At 62.3% G+C, this 15,505-nt stretch carries 10 protein-coding genes; 7 read left to right on the plus strand and 3 right to left on the minus strand.

Annotated features, from left to right (window positions below):
* Genes MRBLMA1_RS14840 through MRBLMA1_RS14850 form a run of 3 tightly spaced genes read left to right on the plus strand, consistent with a single transcriptional unit; the run spans window position 1 to window position 5,949 of the window.
* Window positions 1-2,892: a Z1 domain-containing protein gene (locus tag MRBLMA1_RS14840; RefSeq protein ID WP_363737646.1), complete on the plus strand. Its 2,892-nt coding sequence runs from the start codon at window positions 1-3 to the stop codon at window positions 2,890-2,892.
* Window positions 2,889-3,893: a PD-(D/E)XK motif protein gene (locus tag MRBLMA1_RS14845; protein ID WP_363737648.1), complete on the plus strand. Its 1,005-nt coding sequence runs from the start codon at window positions 2,889-2,891 to the stop codon at window positions 3,891-3,893. Before MRBLMA1_RS14840 ends, MRBLMA1_RS14845 begins: the two co-directional genes overlap by 4 nt.
* The gene (locus tag MRBLMA1_RS14850; RefSeq protein WP_363737650.1) at window positions 3,886-5,949 is read left to right on the plus strand and encodes an AIPR family protein; all 2,064 of its coding nucleotides are present in this window, start codon (window positions 3,886-3,888) and stop codon (window positions 5,947-5,949) included. The genes MRBLMA1_RS14845 and MRBLMA1_RS14850 overlap by 8 nt, the downstream gene beginning before the upstream one ends.
* 3 nt (window positions 5,950-5,952) lie before the next feature.
* Here MRBLMA1_RS14850 and MRBLMA1_RS14855 read toward each other — a convergent pair whose 3' ends face one another.
* From MRBLMA1_RS14855 to MRBLMA1_RS14865, 3 genes are all read right to left on the minus strand, one after another.
* Complete coding sequence (locus MRBLMA1_RS14855; RefSeq protein ID WP_363737652.1) at window positions 5,953-8,634, minus strand: hypothetical protein; 2,682 nt, start codon at window positions 8,632-8,634, stop codon at window positions 5,953-5,955.
* Entirely contained in the window at window positions 8,631-9,443 is an 813-nt protein-coding gene (locus MRBLMA1_RS14860; protein ID WP_363737654.1) for a hypothetical protein, read from the minus strand. The genes MRBLMA1_RS14855 and MRBLMA1_RS14860 overlap by 4 nt, the downstream gene beginning before the upstream one ends.
* Window positions 9,444-9,575: 132 nt before the next feature.
* Entirely contained in the window at window positions 9,576-10,772 is a 1,197-nt protein-coding gene (locus MRBLMA1_RS14865) for a Fic family protein (protein WP_363738213.1), read from the minus strand.
* Between the two features lie 276 nt (window positions 10,773-11,048).
* Here MRBLMA1_RS14865 and MRBLMA1_RS14870 point away from each other — a divergent pair, with 276 nt between their 5' ends.
* From MRBLMA1_RS14870 to trbB, 4 genes are all read left to right on the plus strand, one after another.
* Window positions 11,049-11,915, plus strand: a complete 867-nt coding sequence (locus MRBLMA1_RS14870) for a HEPN domain-containing protein (RefSeq protein ID WP_363737656.1) — start codon at window positions 11,049-11,051, stop codon at window positions 11,913-11,915.
* A 160-nt stretch (window positions 11,916-12,075) separates the two neighbouring features.
* A complete protein-coding gene (locus MRBLMA1_RS14875) occupies window positions 12,076-14,100 on the plus strand; it encodes a conjugal transfer protein TraG (protein ID WP_363737658.1) in 2,025 nt (674 codons plus the stop codon).
* 7 nt (window positions 14,101-14,107) lie between these two features.
* Window positions 14,108-14,512: a CopG family transcriptional regulator gene (locus MRBLMA1_RS14880; protein WP_363737660.1), complete on the plus strand. Its 405-nt coding sequence runs from the start codon at window positions 14,108-14,110 to the stop codon at window positions 14,510-14,512.
* Entirely contained in the window at window positions 14,512-15,504 is a 993-nt protein-coding gene (gene trbB / locus MRBLMA1_RS14885) for a P-type conjugative transfer ATPase TrbB (RefSeq protein WP_363737662.1), read from the plus strand. The genes MRBLMA1_RS14880 and trbB overlap by 1 nt, the downstream gene beginning before the upstream one ends.
* Window position 15,505: the final 1 nt, after the last annotated feature.

Consider the following 15,505-nt stretch of genomic DNA (forward strand, 5'->3'; position numbering starts at 1 on the left):
ATGGCGATCAATCCCGATTTTCAGCTTGAGCTCGTGCAGATGGCCCAGCTCAGGCTGTCGCAGCGAGCAACCGACGTCCCGCTATCACGGGACGAGATCGGCGCGACGCTCGATCGTCTGCTTGCTGCGTTCCCCGAATGGCGGAACGAAATATCGCGCGATGCGGCGATCGCCCAGCTCGGCACGATTTTCAGTACCTTCATCGGCGAGGAGTCGGTCCTGCGCGCCGACGACGGACATCTCCCCTGGCTCAATGAACGGCGTGACGATATCCGCTGGAAATTCTGGGAGCGCTACAGAAGCTTCCTCATCCGGCAGCAGCTGCCGCAACCGGCAATCAATTCGCTCAATCGCATCACCGACCGTATCCTCGACCTCTGCGGGAATCCCGCGAGCGAAGGGAAGTTCGATCGCCGCGGTATGGTCGTCGGTGACGTCCAGTCCGGCAAGACCGGCAACTACACGGGCCTGATCTGTAAGGCGACCGATGCCGGCTACAAGGTCATCATCGTTCTGACCGGCCTAAACAACAATCTGCGCAGTCAGACGCAGATCCGGCTCGACGAAGGGTTCATTGGCAAGATCAGCGTCCCGATCGGCGAGACCAGCTCGCGCGTTATTGGGACGGGTCAGATCGATCCTTCGGCAATCGTCGACTGGGCGACCAACCGGACCGAGAAAGGCGACTTCAACTGGAAGACGATGTCGCAATTCGGCGTGCATCCGGGAGGACGCCCGCTGCTGCTCGTCGTCAAGAAGAACGCGAGCGTCCTCAACGGCGTTCTCGAATGGATTCGCCTTACCGCCAATTCGAGGGACCAGGGCAGACCGCGGTTTACCGGCATGCCGCTGCTCGTGATCGATGACGAGGCCGACAATGCCTCCGTCGACACTCGTCAGCAGCGGTTCACCGATGGAGTCGCAGACGCGGACCACAAGCCGACCGCCATCAACGCGAAGATCCGCCAGATCGTCGGAAGCTTCGACCAGGTTTCCTATGTTGGCTATACAGCTACGCCCTTTGCCAACATCTTCATCCATCCCGATGCCGAGACGGGGAAAGAATTTCAGGATCTCTTTCCGCGCGATTTCATCGTCAACATGCCGACCCCGGACAATTACATCGGCGCGTCGCGCATCTTCGGGTACACGCGGGAGGAGCAGAGCGACGACGAAGTTGCCGGCCTTCCCGATCTGATCGTTCCGATCGAGGATCATGCCGACAGCCTGTCCAGACGGGAGACGCTCGGCTGGATGCCGCCCGTTCACAAGGTCTTCCACGTTCCGCTGGTGAACGGCGAGGACATCATCCCGGATTCACTGATAACCGCGATGCGATGCTTCGCACTCGTCGTCGCGGCGCGGCGTGAGCGCGGCCAGAGCCGTGCGCACAACAGCATGCTCATCCATGTCACACGGTATCAGGCGGTCCAGAAGCGCGTGATCGCGCAAGTGCAGGAAGCACTCGACACGCTGACCAACGACGTTCGCTATGGCGGGAAGGAGGGGCTCGCCCCGTTCAGGACGCTCTGGGAGACCGAGTTCGAACCGGTCACCCGCGACCTCGCGCTCGAAGATTGTCCGCCCGTCGCCTGGCCGGAGCTGGAAGTGGCGCTGCGGGCGACCGTCAGTTCGATCGGCGTGCGTGAAATCAACGGCAGCTCGGCCGACGTCCTGGACTATGACCTCAACAAGGATCAGGGCCTCAACGTGATCGCGGTCGGCGGGGACAAGCTGGCACGCGGGCTCACGCTCGAGGGCCTGTCGATCACCTACTTCCTGCGTGGGTCGACGATGTACGACACGCTCATGCAGATGGGTCGCTGGTTCGGCTATCGCCAGGGCTATCTCGACCTTTGCAGGCTGTTCACGACGCAGGATCATATCGACTGGTACGGACATATCGCGCAGGCGAGCGACGAGCTTCGTCGGGAATTCGACCGGATGGAAGCGATCGGCGCCGACCCGATCCAGTTCGGCCTACGCGTCCGCAGCCATCCAAGCCTGACGGTCACCTCGCGGGCCAAGATGCGGCACGGCACCGAGCTGCAAGTCTCCTTTGCGGGCGATATCTCGGAAACGACGGTCTTCTCGACGTCACAGCGAGCCCTCGAACAGAACCATGCTGCCGCGTCGGACTTCATCGGACGGCTGACCGCTGCAGGAATTGCGCATGTTCCCGATCCCGAGCAGCGCCGGCCGAGCGGCCGTGCAAACCGCTGGAAGGGATCGCATCTGTGGACCGGCGTTCCCGCGGACTATGTCCTGGCGTTTCTTGACAGGTTTTCCACCCACGAAGACGCCGCCCGCGCCAATGCCCCTGTCCTAGCGAAATATATTCGCGAGCAGGTACGGCGCGGCGAGCTCGTCAACTGGAATGTCCTTCTGGTCGGCGGTGACGGTGCGGAAAGGGTTCAGCTGGGCCAATGGAGCGTTGACGCCGTCATCCGGCAACCGAAAGGCGGCTATGGTCCGGATCTGACCCAGCCCAGGATCATCAGATCCGGGGAGCGGTTTGTCATTCGCAGGCTGCTGAATCCGCGCGACGAGGCCGTCGATCTCGACTCCGATGCCTACGCCGCAGCAATGGCGGACACCCTGGCCGCCCCGCCGAAGCGCAAGCGCAAATCGGACAAGCCTCCCGAAGCGCCTTCCGGCGTGTTCCTGCGGCAGTACCGCCCCGCCGAACGGGGACTCCTCCTGCTCTATCCGCTGGCGCGCCGCCAGGAGATCGACGACAACGGCCGCAAGTTTGACCATGTCTTCCTGCCCGTCGACATCGCACCGATCGGTCTCGGCATCAGCTTTCCTGCAAGTTCGAACGCCAAGTCGGTCAGCTATGTCGTCAACAGCATCTACGGCGCTGGCGACGACGACGAGGGTGATGCATGAGCGTCGTGGAGGAGGCCTGGAAGACGTTGGGCGCCGAGCACCGAACCGAGACCGGATGGCATCTTCGCCGGATACATCCGGGTGCTGCGTGCGAGATCCTTGCCGGCATCCATCGGCCTGACGGAGCGCCCGGATTGATTGTCGAGGTTGAGGCCTCCCTGGTCCCGCCCTCGATCCGTATTCCCAAGTCGGCCGGTTTCCGGGTCGATACGGTGCTGCTTGGACACAGCCATACCGGCCGGGTCCGGTTCGCCCTCTCGCTGGCACACGTCGCCTATTCGGCAGTGTTTGCCGTCCTGTGCACCGACACCGCCGACGTGGCAGCCTCCCAGGCTGACGCGCAATCGGCCCTGTCCGCATTCATCGGGCGTCTCCACGTGTGGCAGGCCTTCATGGCTCGCCACGGGCCGGACGGCCTTTCCGAAACCGCCATGATCGGACTGATGGGCGAACTCCACGTCCTGGCCGATCATCTGGCGCCTCTGATCGGGATCGAGCGGGCACTTGCCGCCTGGGCCGGCCCGCGAGGCGAGCCCAATGACTTCAGTCTCGCCGCCGGCTATCTGGAGATCAAGACGACGGCACGCCAATCGCCGGAGAGCATCGCGATTTCCAATGCTGCGCAGCTCGATATCGCGCGGGGGCGCATCCTGCTCGGTCATCTGCGCTTTCGACAGGTTCCGGAAGGCGCAACCTTGCCGGAGCTGGTGGAGCGCGTCCGTTCGCGGCTTGCCGACGAAGCGCCGGCCGCGATCGCCGAGTTTGCGGCGCTGCTGCTTGCGGCGGGTTATGTCGATGCGCACAGCGAGAATTACGTGCTGCATCTCGAACCCGATGGCTTGCAGCTGTTCGAAGTGACCGCGGACTTCCCGCATATTGCGCCCGGTGATCTGCGCGCCGGAGTCCGTGACTGCTCGTACACCATCGATCTGGGTGCCTGCGCTTCATGGGCCGTTCCTGGGTCGACTCTCGCTTCCCTCGCCGGACCTGCGCATGGCTGAAGACCGCGATCTGCAAAAATTTGCATCCGACCTTCAATCGGAGATCGCCGACCGGGCGCTCGGCGATGCGGAGGTCGGTGACTTCACCGAAAACGCATTTGTCGACGTCGTCGCCGAGCATCTGGCCGATATCGGCATGATCGAAAATCCCGTTACCTGCCATTTCACCGGGAAGGTCGGCACCGGGAATGTCAGGGTGTCCGGTCATGCCATTCCCGATGACGGCGAGCGGATCGACCTCATCGTGGCAATCTTCGGCGGCACCGGCAGTCCCGCAACGATATCGACCGCAGACGTGACGCGCCTCGCCGGACAGGGCGCGCGCGCCCTGCTGGCTGCCAGCCGGCAGATCCATCTCGAACTGGAAACGGCGAGTGACCGCTATGCGATGATGGAGCGTATCAGCGAGCTGCTCGCCGCGGGAACGAAACAGGCGCGCGTGATCGTCATCACCGACGGCACCTCCACCGTCCGGTCGCTCGACGATACGACCGTGGCCGGTGTCGCTGTAAGTTTCGAAATCTACGACATTCGCCGCCTGATGCGGACCATGCGCTCGGGACAGACGCGAGAAGTCATCGATATCGACCTTGCGGCGCTGGGCATGCCGCCGATCCCCTGTGTAGAGATGCCGCCGGGTGCGGAGCCATATGAAACCTATCTCGCGATCTTCTCCGGCGATACGCTGTACGAGCTGTATGAAACCTACGGGCCGCGCATCCTGGAGTTTAACGTGCGCGCCTTTCTCCAGGCGACGGGCAAGGTCAATCGCGGCATCCGCGACACGATCCGCGATCGGCCAGGCTATTTCATGGCCTACAACAACGGTATTTCGATAACGGCGGACGAAGTGCGGACCGGCACGGTCGCTGGCGCGACCGTCATCACCGGCTTCAAGGGCATGCAGATCGTCAATGGAGGCCAGACCACGGCTTCGATCCACCGCGCCCGAAAGCGCGACCGGCTCGATCTATCCCGTGTTCATGTGCCTGCGAAGATCACGCGCCTCCCACCGGAAAGCGTGGAGGAGATGGTTCCCCAGATATCGCGCTATGCGAACACCCAGAACGTCATTCAGGAAGCAGACTTTTCCTCCAACGAGCCGTTCCACATCGCGGTGGAACGACTGTCGAAGGATGTCTGGGCTCCCGGCGAGCGGACACGGTGGTTCTACGAGCGCTCCCGCGGCCAGTATCAGACGGCGCTGAGCATCGAGGGAACCACGGAGGCGCGGGCACGCGCATTCCGCGAACGCACTCCTCCGGGCAACAGGATTTCGAAGACGGACCTCGCCCGCTTCCTCAACAGCTGGAGCCGGCTGCCGCACGTTGTCAGCGGCGGCGTTCAGAAAAACTTCATCGCCTACATGCGTCGGATGCGGGAGAGCCGGGGTGCCAAGTGGGAACCGGACGAGGGATTTTATCGCGATGCGATCGCGCAGGCGATCCTGTTTCTGGCGGCACAGCGAATTGTGCGGCGCGAAGGGTTTCCGGCTTATCGCATCAATATCGCCACCTATCTTGTCGCATATCTTTCACATCGGACCGGCGGCAAACTGCGTCTCGACCTGATTTGGCAGCGCCAGTCCCTGTCGGATGAACTGGAGACGTTGTTGCGTACTTGGTCTCACGCCATCGACCGACAGATTCAGTCGAGCGCTGCCGGACGCAATGTCACCGAATGGGCCAAGAAGGAAGCATGCTGGACGGCGCTTCGGCAGCTGGACCTGCCGATCGACGGCGATCTTCCGGAAGAGTGGGGAAGCGACGAGCGATCGGTGTCCGCGGATGATCCGTGGACGTCCCAGGACGATCATGCTTCGTCCGCAGCCTGCATGCGGCTGTCGTCGGAGCAGTGGTTCGCGCTTCACCTCTGGGGTACTCGAACGGGGCATCTGGCCAAATGGCAGAGCGGGATAGCGCATACGCTCAGCAGTTATGCCGGCAACGGGTGGGAGCGTGCGCCGACGGCCAAGCAGGCGCGACATGGCGTGCGGATTCTGGAGATTGCCGCCGAGCAGGGATTTAAAGGCGGCATATCAGGCGGTGAGGTCTGATCGCTACGGCGCACGCCTGCCGAAAGCGGCATTCATTTCCCGCAGACGCCGCAGGATTTGGATGTCGGACGCATCCGGGGAGAGGCCGTAGGCCTGCAGCACGAGTTCGTTCAGCGGACGCATTGCCTGCAGATTTTCGCCGGGACGATGTGCTTCCTTCCAGCTTCCCGGAGGCAGGCTTGCGAGCGTGCGTTCGATATACTGCCCGACCTCCTCCGCGAGTTCGCCCAGTTGCGACGGAGCGCCGTCCGCGACCAGCGCGGCGAGGCTGCCCTCCTGCCCGACGATGCGGAAAATGTCGGCGATCGGGAAGCCGCCGAAGGTATTGGCGATGGAGAACCTGGCCATCCAGCTGCTTGCCGCGGGCAATGTGGCCCGCGCCCAGACGGCAAAAACGCGGGACCGGAACAGGGCCGGCACGGCATAGTCTCCGTCGATCACGAATAGATCCTGCAGGGGAACTTCCTCGGGGCGCAGTTCGAGCACGATGCCGGGCACGGCTCCGTCAACGATCGCATAACGCCGGAAACCCGGCGATGGCGGTGTCCAGCATCTCAGCAGGTCCGCGGAGCGCTTCATTGGCCGGAAAGGCGGTCGCTTGTCCTGCGACGAAATCAGGGAAAGAAGCCGCTGCGCCGCCGGATCGGAGCTGAGGACATATTCGCGCAGCAGCAGATGATCATTTCCGGACTCGCCATAAGGACGCGTCGCTGACCGTAGCGGTCGTGCGTTGTGGCGTGCGCCCGTTCGCTGGGCGGCGGGAACGCTGTCCAGCCATTCCGAAAGAAGATCGTAGCTGACGCGAACCACATCCCGCTGATCAATGCCACGGGTGGCAAGGCTTCTGTTGATCTCCATCGACTGGATGGCGCCGATGTGGATCTCGTCCGGAAATGTGGCACCCTCTTCCGTCCCGTCCGACAGGCGTCGCAAGGTCGCCGCATCGGTGTATCGGGCCACCTTCCAGCCCAGGTGATCGGCCTGCTCGACCGTATCGAGCGACGGTGTCTCTGCTGTGACTGCGAGATGGAATCCGCGCGATCCGCTGCCGATCGCAAAGGCGCCGGCGTACTCGGGCGCGCGCATGGTTTCGCGAATTTCGCCCGGCAGATCGGGGAATTGCTCAAGCCGCCCCTTCGGACCAGTGGATCGCCGATTGTCGCGGCCGAGGAGCGGCGCGATCACGGAACTGGCAAACTCGGGAAACCTGTTCTCGCGCCGGCGCCCTTCGACGATGATCTGGTTCGCGTGGCGATAGCCCTCGACCTCGTCGGGATTGATGCGAACCGAAAACAGAATGGCAGGATCGCTTCGTTTGGGATCGCCTGTCACCCAGCTCGCTTCGGAACCGAGCTTAAGACCGTCCGGTTCAACCCGCTCTTTCGTATAGGGTGCCGTGCCTACGGACAAGATGGGGGGTGCCTTTCCTGGCCGGTATTTCAGTAGTTCGCGGCGTACTACTTGCGAACGTACAGCACTGACTGCAAGCTGAAGGACGTCAGAAACACGCCTGTCAAATGAGCGATTGGCACTCCCCCACCAGAAGGGGGAGCGGGCGATTGCGGTGTCCAGGATTGCATGCGCTATAGGAAGTTGTTTACTTCCAGACTGATCAAAAAACTTAGATGGCTGCATTGGTGGTAGCGCAGGAACTAGTAGAATGAGGGCGCCTCTAGCCGCCTGTCTATCGAGAAAGTCTTCCAATTTACTCTGAGATCGAGCAATCGCTGTGTCATCTTCGCTAAGAACGAGCGCGATGACGGATCTTGTGTAAGTTTCGTCAAAAAGTGGAAGCTCGGCTTCTCCGTCCGAAAAAATGTCCCACCCCTGCTTTAACTGATATGATTCGCGTTTACGCTCTGATTTGAGGTGACGCACAACTTCACGTGCGCGCTTGCCTTCAGCGACTATAAGAATTGGGATGTCGTTCCAGACGGTAGGAGCTGCCGGCGCGAAGGGCGGAGACTTGGTAACAGGTTCGGGGGGCGCTTCTATTGGCAGCATCGGTGCGAGCGAAGCGCCCATAAACGCTGCCAATTGTGAGATGCCTCCGATTGAAGCTTCAACATCATCTCCCGAACAGACTGATGCTAGCTCTTCAGGTAGATCGAACGTCAGGATGTTTGTAGTTTCCTCACGGAGACAAACCGCTTGGAACAGCCTGTCGTCATGCTGGTGGTGCGCAAGCGCCTGCCGGAGTGCGACTTCGGCCTGTTGCCGCACAAACTGTCGTCGCCAGCTTCGCGCCTTGGCCTCGCCAAATCGTTCACGGAGAAATCCGAACGCAACCCCTGCCAATGTGGAGACTTCATCCCGACTCGCATGGACAGCCAAGTCCAGCAAACTCAAAGGTGCTCGGGCCTCGACATCTGGATGCAGCGGCGTCAACTCAGCCCAGAGTTGCGCGGGAGTTCCCACATACGCGGCATCGTTCCACAGAAATACGTCCCGCCAGGGTTCGCCGACCTCAACCAGAAAGGATTCGCCCGGAGGGAGGCGACGTTGATCGTCAACATTGATCGGCTCGAAGGCCGCAATCCTCGCTCCATGATCACCCGACACTGCCGCTCGTGCGACATAAAGTGTGTTGGCTCCTTCGCTCTGACCATAGAGCGGCATCGCGAAACCGTGGCCGGCGCAACGATAGTAGCCGATCAGACGGAGACTGAGTTGTGCATCGCTCACAGCTGGTCACTTGTTTCGAGGTGGTCGCGAACCAGCCTGCTGATCTCGCTATGGAAATCAGCTGGCGCGCGGTTCGGGCGCCATTGATAGGTTTCCCAGGATACTCCAGCAGCAGTGAGTCTGTCGATCATGTCAGTGTTGGGGCCGTGCGGGTCTTCAAGAAACTGATACGGCAGGACGGCGAACTTCACGTCGCTCAGCGGCACGTGCCGAGCATAGGCCACTTCTATGGCGGAAGCCCGCCGATCTGGGCGATTGCTGCCCGCTGATGCGAGTCTGGCTATCTTGGCAAAGGTCTTAGGACCGGTATCCCAGTCGGGAATGTCCTTACCAAACTCTGTCCTCAGCTTGCCGTCGTAATAGTTAGCAGGGGTCTCGAATGCCCACAGGATGTGGTCGTTGACGGCTTGAAGCGTCTCTTCGAGCGCATAGTCTTCAAGATAGACTGCCGGACTGGCCCCTTCATCGAAGGCGCCCTCAAGGGCTCCGCCCGTATCGAACGGATAGGCGTGGTAGGGAGGACCAAGATTGTCGGTGCTGACCAGGAATACGAATGGGAAAAAATCGAGAATGTCATTCTTCTGATCTGCATCCCGCAACTTGTACGCAGGGCGCAAAGCAAAGAAATATACGAGGTTCGCGCCCAGTGCTTTGCAAACGCGAGTCTCGATCTGCCCCGTTCTGATAATTTCGCGGGCAATCCCGACAGCGGTCACGTGTACGAGGAAGAAATCTCTCGGCGCAGCGGTCGCGCGACCTCGGAGAGAGCAATTTGCATCGCCACTTGTTCGGCGCTTCAGTACGGCCATGTTTTATGGTCCTGTTTCTCGATCATCAATTCTTGCCTAAGATTTTTGCCAGCTGGAAGAAAGAACATATCGTGGAACTTTCGGCACGTCACAAATTCTTCAGAGGCTCCTTCGGAACGGCTCCGCTATCCACTAAGCCATCCCCTCCGGCATTAGCGACTTCAGTGGCTCCGTGCCCTCGCTGAGGATCGCCAGATATCGGCGATAGGCAAACACACGGCCCCGTCGCTTGCCAGTGATCTCCTCGACCACGCCAAGGCGTTCGAGATCAGAGAGCGCCGCATTGACAGTCGGCGCCGACAGTCCCGTCCGTTCGACCAGTTGATTCGCGGTAAAAAACGGGTTCTGCTGGAAAAGGTCGTGGACTCGTAACGCTGAACCGGCACGATCGCTCTCGACCGTGATGCGTTCGCGATCTTCCTTGAACAGATCGACGATGCGGGTGGCGGCGTCGAAGGCTTTGTTGGCTGTGTCGGCGACGCCTGCAAGGAAGAAATCAAGCCAAGCCTCCCAGGCTCCCCGCTCGCGGACTTCCTGTAGAAGCCGGTAATAATCATTCCGGTGAGTCTTCAGATACAGGCTCAGGTAGAGCAGCGGCTTGCGCAGCACGCCGTTGACGCACAGGTACAATGTCACCAACAGCCTGCCGATGCGGCCGTTGCCGTCGAGGAATGGGTGGATCGTCTCGAACTGGACGTGAAGTAGGCCCGCCTTGATGAGCGCCGGCAGGCGAGACTCCTCCTCGTGCATGAAGCGCTCGAGGGCGTCGAGGCAACCATCGAGGTCCGTGGTTGGAGGCGGGACGAACAGCGCATTGCCGGGGCGGGTGCCGCCAATCCAGTTCTGCGACCGGCGGAATTCTCCGGGGCTCTTGGTACCACCCCGACCGCTTTGCAGCAGCCGCTCGTGCATCTCGCGAATGAGGCGAAGCGAGAGCGGCATTTCCTTTAGGCGTTCCAGGCCATACATCATGGCATCGACGTAGTTCGATACTTCGCGGATGTCGTCGATCGGCTGGCCGGCCTGCGCCTCGGTTTCGAAGCGAAGCAGGTCCGTGAGCGTCGATTGCGTGCCCTCGATCTGGGACGAAAGCACGGCTTCTTTCCTCACGTACATGTAGAGGAAGAGTTCCTGGCGCGGCAGTAGCATGGTGATGCCGTCCAGGCGACCCAAGGCGCGTTCCGCGAGGCTGAGCCGGTCGAGCAACGCCAGCACGTCGATGGGCGGTGCCGGCGGCAGCGGGGGCGGTACGAATGCCCTTACCACCTCGCCGGCAACGGGAGTCTCCACGAAGCGACCGAGCCGCGGATTCGATTCTGGATCGACCATGGAGGCCAATATGCACAGCGTGCCTTATTTAAGCAATCGGCACTTCACTTAATTAGCAGATGAGCTAAGATAAGCCGGCTTAAATAAGGGAGGCGAGCCAGGGATGTGCGATCATGTGGGACATGCACGGGATGCCGTTTGTGCGTGACATGCGATCATCGGCGTACCCGTTGAGGCAGTCAAGCCTTGCCAAGTGCATGGTCTCTCGCGAAAATCGCGTCCGTGCGAAATGACGTCGACCACCTGCCACCGGTCCAGCAAGGCGAACTGGACCGCGTGAAGCAAACGCTCATGGGCGAATTTGCCGATGCGATCTCGCGCGCGAACCAGCCGTGGAAGAAGAACGGGCGCATCCTCAAGATCATCCTGTTCGGCAGTTATGCGCGGACCGATTGGGTGGACGAACCGGACAACGGCTACCAGTCGGACTTCGACCTGCTGGTCATCGTCAGCCACCCGGACCTCACCGACGTCGCCGATTATTGGTATGTCGCCGAGGATAAGATCCTGCACGACAGCGCGATTGCGCGGCCGGTGAACATCATCGTTCACACACTGGACGAGGTGAACCAGGCCCTTAGCCGGGGCGAGTATTTCTGGACCGATATCGCCCGCGATGGGATCGTGCTCTACGAACTCCCCGGCAGCACACTTGCGACGCCGCAGCCCCTGACAGCAGCCGATGCCTATGAGATGGCGAGCAAATATTTTCGCGATCAATTGAAATCTCTCGATCAATGGATCGAACTCGCCGAATTTTCGGGCTCGCGAGCTACGCAAGACCCAGACTGGAGCCGGAAGGCAGCCTTTAACCTGCATCAAGCGACAGAAACTGCCTACGCCTGTTTCCTGCTGGTCCGGACCCTCTATTTCCCCCGCTCTCACAACATCAAGTTTCTGCGCTCGCTCGCTGAGGACAGCGAACTGCGGCTGATCGAAGCTTGGCCGCGCGCGACCCGGATCGACCGCCGCCGCTTCGAACTGCTGAAGCGCGCCTATGTCGAGGCGCGCTATTCTGCGAGCTATGAGATCGGCAATGACGACCTAGATGCTCTGTCGGAGGCGGTGCGGTCCCTTCGCGACATCGTCGAGATTGTCTCGCGCGAGCGCCTCGAAACGCTCCGGATAGACGCCGGCCTGTAGGCCACCGAACGACGCCCATCGGATAGTGCCGTTCCGGCTCCTGACCGGAACAGACCGACGCGAGCCCATCTGCGCCCATCAGCGCCGTTCAATTTTCGGCGCCTGTCACCGAGTCTGAAACCGCCCGAACCGGTCCTGTCCGGCGGGCGGGAGCCTCGACGTGACACCCACCAAACTGCTCATCGGCCAGATCCTTGTCGTCTTCGCCATCGTCCTGCTGGGCATCTGGGCGGCGACACAATGGGTAGCAGCTATGCTGGCCTATCAGCCCGAATTGGGTGCGCCCTGGTTCCGGCTCGATGGCCTGCCGGTCTATCATCCCTGGGCGCTGTTCCTCTGGTGGTATCACTATGACGCCTATGCCCCGCATGTCTTCGACCGGGCGGGCATGTTCGCAGGCGCCAGCGGCTTCATCGGTTGTGCGGCGGCGATCTTCGGTTCGCTGTGGCGCGCACGCCAATCGAGCAACGTCACCACATACGGATCCGCCCGCTGGGCAAGCCGCCACGAAATCGTGCGCGCCGGCTTGCATCGCGATCATGGCGTCATGCTCGGCACACTGCGCGGAAGGTATCTGCGCCATGACGGCCCAGAGCATGTCATGGCGTTCGCGCCGACCAGATCGGGCAAGGGCGTGGGCCTCGTGGTACCGACCTTGCTCTCCTGGACGGGCTCGACCGTCATCCACGACATCAAGGGCGAGAACTGGACGCTGACCGCCGGGTGGCGCGCGCGCTTCTCGCATTGCCTGCTGTTCAATCCCACCGACGCCACCTCGGCGCACTACAATCCGCTGCTGGAAGTTCGGCGCGGCGTCAACGAAGTGCGCGACGTCCAGAACATCGCCGACATCCTCGTCGACCCCGAGGGCGCGCTCGAACGCCGCAACCATTGGGAAAAGACCAGCCATTCGCTGCTGGTCGGCGCGATCCTCCACATCCTCTATGCCGAGGAGGAGAAGACGGTCGCGCGGGTCGCGACCTTCCTCTCCGACCCGCAGCGCAGCTTCGTCGCCACGCTGCGCCGGATGATGACCACCAATCATCTCGGCGACGACGAGAATCCCAAGGTTCACCCGGTCGTCGCCTCGGCCGCGCGCGAACTGCTCAACAAGAGCGAGAACGAGCGCTCGGGCGTGCTCTCGACTGCCATGTCGTTCCTTGGACTCTACCGCGATCCGACGGTCGCCGAGGTCACCTCGCGCTGCGACTGGCGGATCGCCGACTTGATCGAGGCCAAGCAGCCTCTGTCGCTTTACCTCGTCATCCCGCCATCGGATATCAGCCGTACCAAGCCGCTGGTCCGGCTCGTGCTCAACCAGATCGGTCGTCGCCTCACCGAACGGCTGGATCAACCCGGCACCTCGCCGCGCCGCCATCAGCTTTTGATGATGCTCGACGAGTTTCCCGCGCTCGGCCGCCTCGACTTCTTCGAGACCAGCCTCGCCTTCATGGCGGGCTACGGCATCCGCGCCTTCCTGATCGCCCAGAGCCTCAATCAGATCGAGAAGGCCTATGGCGAGCACAACGCCATCCTCGACAATTGCCATGTCCGCGTCGCCTTCGCGACCAACGACGAGCGCACCGCAAAGCGTATTTCCGATGCGCTGGGAACCGCGACGGAGCAGCGCGCCATGCGCAACTATGCCGGGCACCGTCTCGCGCCCTGGCTTGCCCATGTCATGGTCAGCCGCCAGGAGACCGCCCGCCAGCTTCTGACGCCCGGCGAAGTGATGCAGCTCTCGCCCGACGAGGAGATCGTGCTCGTCTCCGGGCTTGCGCCGATCCGGGCACGCAAGCTGCGTTATTTCCGCGACCGCAACTTCACCGCGCGCGTGACGCCCGCTCCAAAGCTGACGCAAGGCCGCTATCCCGATTGTCCGAAGCCGCGCGATGATGACTGGTCCGACCAAGTTCGCGGCATCAATGTCCGGCTGCATCAGGCCGAGGATACCGCGGGCGGCGAGGACGATGGCGGCATGCAGCAGCAGCGTCACCCCGGCCTTCCTGAGCAACCAGCCAAGAGCGCCGACACCGCCGAAACCCGCGATCCGCAACTCGTGCCCGACGATGATGATGTCGCGGCCGACAAGCGCGCCATGGACCAGGCGCAGGGCCTGAGCGCCGTCGCCCGCGGCTATGCGATCAACGAGGGCGCCCACCGCGACCTCGTGCCCGGCATGTGAGGCGGCGATGAAGATCCGCCAGAACCTCTATCTCGATCGCGAGATCGGCGACGCGCTCGAAGCGCTCTCCGCCGGCAATCGCGGCAACAAGAGCCATTTGGTCAACGATGCGCTGCAGGACTGGCTGGCGCGCCGGGGCACAAAGGAAATCGACGATCTTCTGAAGGTCCGCCTCGACCGGCTGTCGCGCGAACTCGACGGCGCTCGCCGTGACATCGACGTGCTACTGGAAAGTCTGTCGCTGTTCGTCCGCTACCAGCTGATGGTGACGGCGCCGCTGCCGGAGGCCGATGCCGCAGGCCGCGCCATCGGGCGCGACCGCTTCGAATCTTTCGTCGCCCAAGTCGGCCGCCAGATCGCGGCAGGCACGCGCACGCTGGCGCCGCCCGAACCAAAGGGAGGCAAGTCGTGATGCCCGCCGGGTCCGACACGGTATCTGCCGACCGTCGCCGCGCCATGCTGCGCACCGCGATGGGGCCGGCAATCGCTGCCGCGCTCTCCGATCCGCGCGTCATCGAAATTATGGTCAATCCCGACGGCGCGCTGCGCGTCGATATTCTCGGCGAAGGCCGGGTCGATACCGATGTGAAGCTCGATGCACCCCAGGTCGAGCGGATCATCCGACTGGTGGCGTCGCATGCCCGTACCGAGGTCCATGGCGACAAGCCCATCGTCTCGGCCGAACTGCCGCCGCATGGACAAGGCGCCGGCGAACGCTTCGAAGGCATTCTGCCGCCGGTTTCGACAGCGCCATGCTTCTCGATCCGGAAGCCCGCGGCGCGGGTCTACACGCTCATGGACTATGTCGCCGACGGCATCATGCCGGCGGAGACCGCGCGCATGCTTTCTCTCGCGGTGGTCGATCGCCGGAACATCCTGATCGCCGGCGGCACCAGCTCGGGCAAGACCACGCTCGCCAATGCGCTGCTCGCCGAGATGGCGCATCTCGACGAGCGGGTCATCCTGATCGAGGACACCCGCGAACTGCAGTCGCCCGCCCGCGACACGGTGGCGCTGCGGACGCGGGCCGGTGCTGTCACGATGGGCGACCTGGTGCGCTCGACGCTGCGGCTTCGGCCTGACCGCATCATCGTTGGCGAGGTCCGCGGCGGCGAGGCACTCGACATGCTCAAGGCCTGGAACACCGGCCATCCCGGCGGAATCGCGACCGTCCACGCCAACAGCGCGTCTTCTGCGCTCTACCGGATCGAACAGCTCATCCAGGAAGCCGTCGTCACCGTACCGCGCCGCCTGGTCGCCGAGGCGATCAACCTGATCGTCTTCATCGCTGGCCGCGGCACCGCGCGACGCATCGAAATGATCGCCTGCGTCGCGGGCCTCGACCCCGATGGCGGCTACGCCGTCGTCGATCTCTCCCCAACCCCTGACAACACAGGAGACTGAC

This window comes from Sphingobium sp. LMA1-1-1.1, from assembly GCF_040676365.1.
Classification (GTDB): Bacteria; Pseudomonadota; Alphaproteobacteria; order Sphingomonadales; family Sphingomonadaceae; genus Sphingobium.